This is a genomic window from Chromohalobacter sp. HP20-39 (assembly GCF_033052815.1).
In the GTDB taxonomy this organism is placed as follows: Bacteria; Pseudomonadota; Gammaproteobacteria; order Pseudomonadales; family Halomonadaceae; genus Chromohalobacter.
In genome coordinates this window covers 1-230 of sequence record NZ_JAWHTP010001246.1, presented here as the reverse complement: position 1 = coordinate 230, position 230 = coordinate 1, and the positions used below count along the sequence as shown (strand labels likewise).

General features: G+C 63.9%; 1 protein-coding gene. It reads left to right on the top strand.

The window, feature by feature from the left end; translation table 11 throughout:
• The coding region (locus tag RVY79_RS21850) for a hypothetical protein (RefSeq protein WP_317466719.1) at nt 1-230 on the top strand (230 nt) is incomplete at both ends.

The following is a 230-nucleotide window of genomic DNA, read 5'->3' as shown; positions in this document are numbered from 1 at the left end:
CGGCGCCATCGGCGGCTACTTCGTCTCGCTGCCGCCGCCGGTTCTGCGCATTCCGGAGAACCGCTACATCGTCGAAGCGGAAGACGCTCCGCCGGAGTTGATCTACGACACGCTGATCGCGCCTCCGGTCGAGCGGATTGAGCGGCCCTACTCGCTCGACGAAATCCGCTACAGCCCGTCGGTGCGTCAGCGCATGCCGAGCATTGATGTCGACAGCATCAACTTCGAGA